Below are 3726 nucleotides of genomic sequence, written 5' to 3'. Positions count from 1 at the left end.
CCCCCTGAAAATGCTGACGGATCGCACGCACAAGCCCGCCATGCTGGTCCGAGACGATGTAATCCACACCCCGTAACCCGCGCTGCTTCAGTTCCTGGAAGAAGGCCCCCCACGTCTCTTCCGATTCCGAATCGCCGAGCATGTGCCCAAGCACTTCTCGTGTTCCGTCGGTATTGACTCCTGTTGCGATCAGAAGTCCACGAGAGCGTACACGACCGTCTTCACGTACCTTCAAGTACATGGCGTCTACCAGCACAAATGGAAACTGACTGTCACCAAGTGGACGATGGCTCCAAGCTTGTACGATGGGATCGAGCTTCTTGCATAACTCGCTCACCGTAGACTTTGAGAATTCGGCGCCACACAGCTCCTCGGTAATCTGCGACACCTTGCGAGTAGAGACACCATTGACAACCATCTCCATTAAGGCTAATACAAAAGCTTGCTCACTTCGTTGGTATCGGGCAAATAAATCCGTAGAGAACTTGCCATCCCGGATACGTGGAATATGAAGCGTAAGTGTGCCTACACGTGTTGTGAGCTTATGCGGGTATGTCCCATTTCGATATCCCTTGCGCTCCTCTGCCCGCTCATAACGTTCTGCATCCAACTGTTCGGTCACCTGCGCTTGTAAGACTTGATTCAATACGGATTCCAGCAGCTTGGCTACTCCCGCATCCTTACTATCTCCAATAAATAATTGATGCAAAATATTCGAATCTACGTTAATCTGATATTGAGCCATTTTCAAATCCACCTCACTAGTTTGTTGTGTCAGCAACTACATTCTACTTGAGGGGTTTGAATATGGCTCTCTTCATTTATTGGAAGAAGCTATTTTACACAATTATACGGACTCAACTAAATTCTCCAACCCCTGTCTTTGCCCAAATATCATTTCCACCTTTGACAACCAGCGTTCTGTATTCATTACTCTCACTCCTCCATTTTTATCTCCATAATAAATTATATTTTTTATACCCCTTATATTCTTTACCGTCTATATACCAAGTAATGTCTACAAATAATTCCGTACTTGAGGTAACTAAATTAATTCCTTTAATTTTCAGTCCCTGTTTAAAATCAGTCTCTCTCTCAGATTCATATCCTAATGTCTTTAGGCGAAGTTTGCTTACATTGTCTGTTCCTAAGTAATCTAATGAAATATCGAAAACCCAGTTAACTCCATTATTCAAAGTATCTAACTTGACATTCCAATCTGATAGCCCTATTGACTCAACTTCCGTAACTGTTAGTTTTGTAAAGGCATTGTTACTTTCATTACTTTTTTGGTTCGAGTAACACGCACTTATAGAAATACTAAAAATAAATATAACTAGAATTTTAAGTATTTTCATTCGACCTACTATACTCCTTCAATAAAGTTTCTAATTTAATCCCAAAAAAGAGAGATTTAATTGAACTAGTAACTGAACTAAAGTTTTCTTTGTAACCTCCATCATCTAATTTTAATTGCCGTAAACGTTCAGTTATTCCTGAATAATTCTGTTTTTTCATATAGTCAACTTTTATCAGAAAGAATGAAAAGTAATATAAATCAGCTAAATCTTTTGGAATTGTACTCACTACAATATTGTCTTTAACATAATTATCCCAATAATTCATGTTAGCTTTTAATTCAAATAATATTTCATAAATCATGAATAATTCAGGATTGCTCAATTTGCTTTTTGAGTCAAGCAACAATGCATATATTTTTTCTTTTATGATATTCTCCACTTTCTTTTCCTTGTTTCTATTGAAAAAAACGTAGTTATAAAATGAATATAATGTATTTGAATCTATAGAATACGCTTTATGATTTAAATCCAAATCCTCTTCTATAAACTTATCTATCTTTAATAATTTCCTTATCTTATTAAAATAATGAATACTCTTTGAGTCCTCTAACTCCCCTAAATCGTTCATGATAAAATCATAAATTTTCGTATTTTCGTGTCCAAGATTTTGGTATACTTCCGCAGCCATATAAGTCTTCATTAAATCTGAGGGTAATTCGAATCGAGGAGTAAACAAACCATTATTAAGCTGATACTTTAGCAAATCTGAAACTAACTCAGGGGGAATCTTATCGTAGAAACAACTGTATAATAAGTATGTAGATTGAGTCTCAAGTATGTCACTATCTAATAAATTAAATCCCCCGTCATCTAATTTTATCGAATTGATGTACTGAAGTAGCGACTCTCCAATAGTTGAATAAATCCCTAAAGAATTGTGTATTTTTACTATATTAACATGATTAAGCAGCTCTATTTTATTTTTAGGGACCATTTGCAAATAGTTTTTTGATTTCGATATCAATGAATCTTTATATTTTGTATTTTTACTTTGGTTATAAAATAAAATATCTTTATCCTTTATATGCTTTTCTATATATATCAAACTTGAGTATATCGACCAGGGGAACTTTTCCGATAAAGTATCTATACTATTCTTACTATATAAAGATACCACACCTGTTGATTAACCACAAAATGGTAGAAAAAAAGCCGCACACCCGGTAAAATGTTTGTACGCCTACAAACTCAACCGAAGAAAGGTGGCGACTCCATGAAAAAGTCTACCACGATCCTGTCCATCCTTCAATCCGTTTTGCCTGCAGAAGAAATCGATTCTGCAATCGAACTCGCCGGCTATAAAGACAAGGCCCGCAAGTTTACCGTCCATCATTTGCTACAATATTGGGCGATGGCTGCCTCTGAACAATGGGATAGCTACCGTTCAGGTGTGGTTCATGCAGCAGCCAGCGGCTTGCTTCCTGTCCATTATTCCAGTTTTTCCGGAAAGGCAGCTGAGGTTCCCTTTGCTGTATTCAAGGAGCTCCTACACCGGCTCATCCAAACCTGTAATCGTCAAACGACCCGAAAGCTGGCCTTTCCTAAAGAATTGCTTTTGATTGACTCGACGACCGTAACGGTAGGAAAAACTCGCTTGCCCTGGGCCCCTTACCATGGTGAGCGTTCGGGCATTAAGCTACATGTTTCTTTGCAAGCCCAATGCGACTCCCCTCTAAACGTGGTCGAAACGGTTGGTTCGAAACATGATGGTCCGCTCTGTGAAAGCTTAACCCATTTGGATTACATTATGGTTATGGACCGGGCTTACGGGAAGCTCGAACGATTAGATCGTTTCAAAGAAGAAGGTCAATCCTTTGTCGTTCGACTGCGTGATAACGTTCATCTTGAAAAACCACGTGCTCTACGCCGGCAAAAAGAGCCTAACAGCCCGGTCATCCGGGACATTACGTGCCAACTTGGAACAGAGCAATGTCGATCCAAGAAGCGGCATCGCGTCGTTACCTTCCAAGATTTCGATGGCCGAGAACTCCGCGTCGTTACCGATCTCATGCAAGTGACCCCAGAAGAAATCGCACAGATGTATAAAGCCCGGTGGCAAATCGAGGTTTTCTTTCGCTGGATCAAGCAGCACTTGAATATCCCTACTTTGTTCGGGACAACTGAAAATGCCGTGTACGGGCAGCTGTTTGTAGCTCTCATCGTTTACGTGTTACTCAAATGGTTATTTGATACCACTCAAGGGGTCGTATCTAGGCATCAAAAGCTGTCCTTTATTCACTTTGCACGTCTATTTAGGCTAAATTCCCTTCCTCCCGAATGGCTCGTTAAGATGCAGAGGATAAGAGAAAAATTCAGCCCTGCCGGGCTTGTTTGAGTTACACAATTTGGTTAATCAACATGTCTG

Annotated in this window: 4 protein-coding genes; 1 reads left to right on the top strand and 3 read right to left on the bottom strand. The window is 39.7% G+C overall.

The features are described 5' to 3' along the window. The 3 genes from ABD76_RS23690 to ABD76_RS23680 form a co-directional block, all read right to left on the bottom strand. A partial coding sequence (locus tag ABD76_RS23690; protein WP_197255187.1) for an IS256 family transposase occupies positions 1–745 on the bottom strand: 745 nt, incomplete at its 3' end. Positions 746–950: 205 nt separating this feature from the next. Further along, positions 951–1358 (bottom strand): hypothetical protein, encoded by a 408-nt coding sequence (locus ABD76_RS23685; RefSeq protein WP_197259488.1) that lies wholly within the window; start codon positions 1356–1358, stop codon positions 951–953. After that, complete coding sequence (locus tag ABD76_RS23680; RefSeq protein WP_197259487.1) at positions 1345–1989, bottom strand: hypothetical protein; 645 nt, start codon at positions 1987–1989, stop codon at positions 1345–1347. Before ABD76_RS23680 ends, ABD76_RS23685 begins: the two co-directional genes overlap by 14 nt. 540 nt (positions 1990–2529) lie before the next feature. Between ABD76_RS23680 and ABD76_RS23675 the strand changes: the two genes are divergently transcribed. Beyond that, complete coding sequence (locus ABD76_RS23675) at positions 2530–3696, top strand: IS4 family transposase (RefSeq protein ID WP_242069761.1); 1167 nt, start codon at positions 2530–2532, stop codon at positions 3694–3696. Positions 3697–3726 lie beyond the last annotated feature (30 nt).

It is taken from the genome of Paenibacillus dendritiformis, assembly GCF_015845845.1.
GTDB classification, from domain to species: domain Bacteria; phylum Bacillota; class Bacilli; order Paenibacillales; family Paenibacillaceae; genus Paenibacillus_B; species Paenibacillus_B dendritiformis_C.
This window is presented reverse-complemented; position numbering and strand designations above follow the sequence as displayed.

Excerpts from the sequence above, each read along its gene's own strand:
- ABD76_RS23685 (WP_197259488.1), bottom strand. The coding sequence starts at position 1,358 with ATGAAAATACTTAAAATTCTAGTTATATTTATTTTTAGTATTTCTATA.
- ABD76_RS23680 (WP_197259487.1), bottom strand. The coding sequence starts at position 1,989 with ATGGCTGCGGAAGTATACCAAAATCTTGGACACGAAAATACGAAAATT.
- ABD76_RS23675 (WP_242069761.1), top strand. The coding sequence starts at position 2,530 with ATGTTTGTACGCCTACAAACTCAACCGAAGAAAGGTGGCGACTCCATG.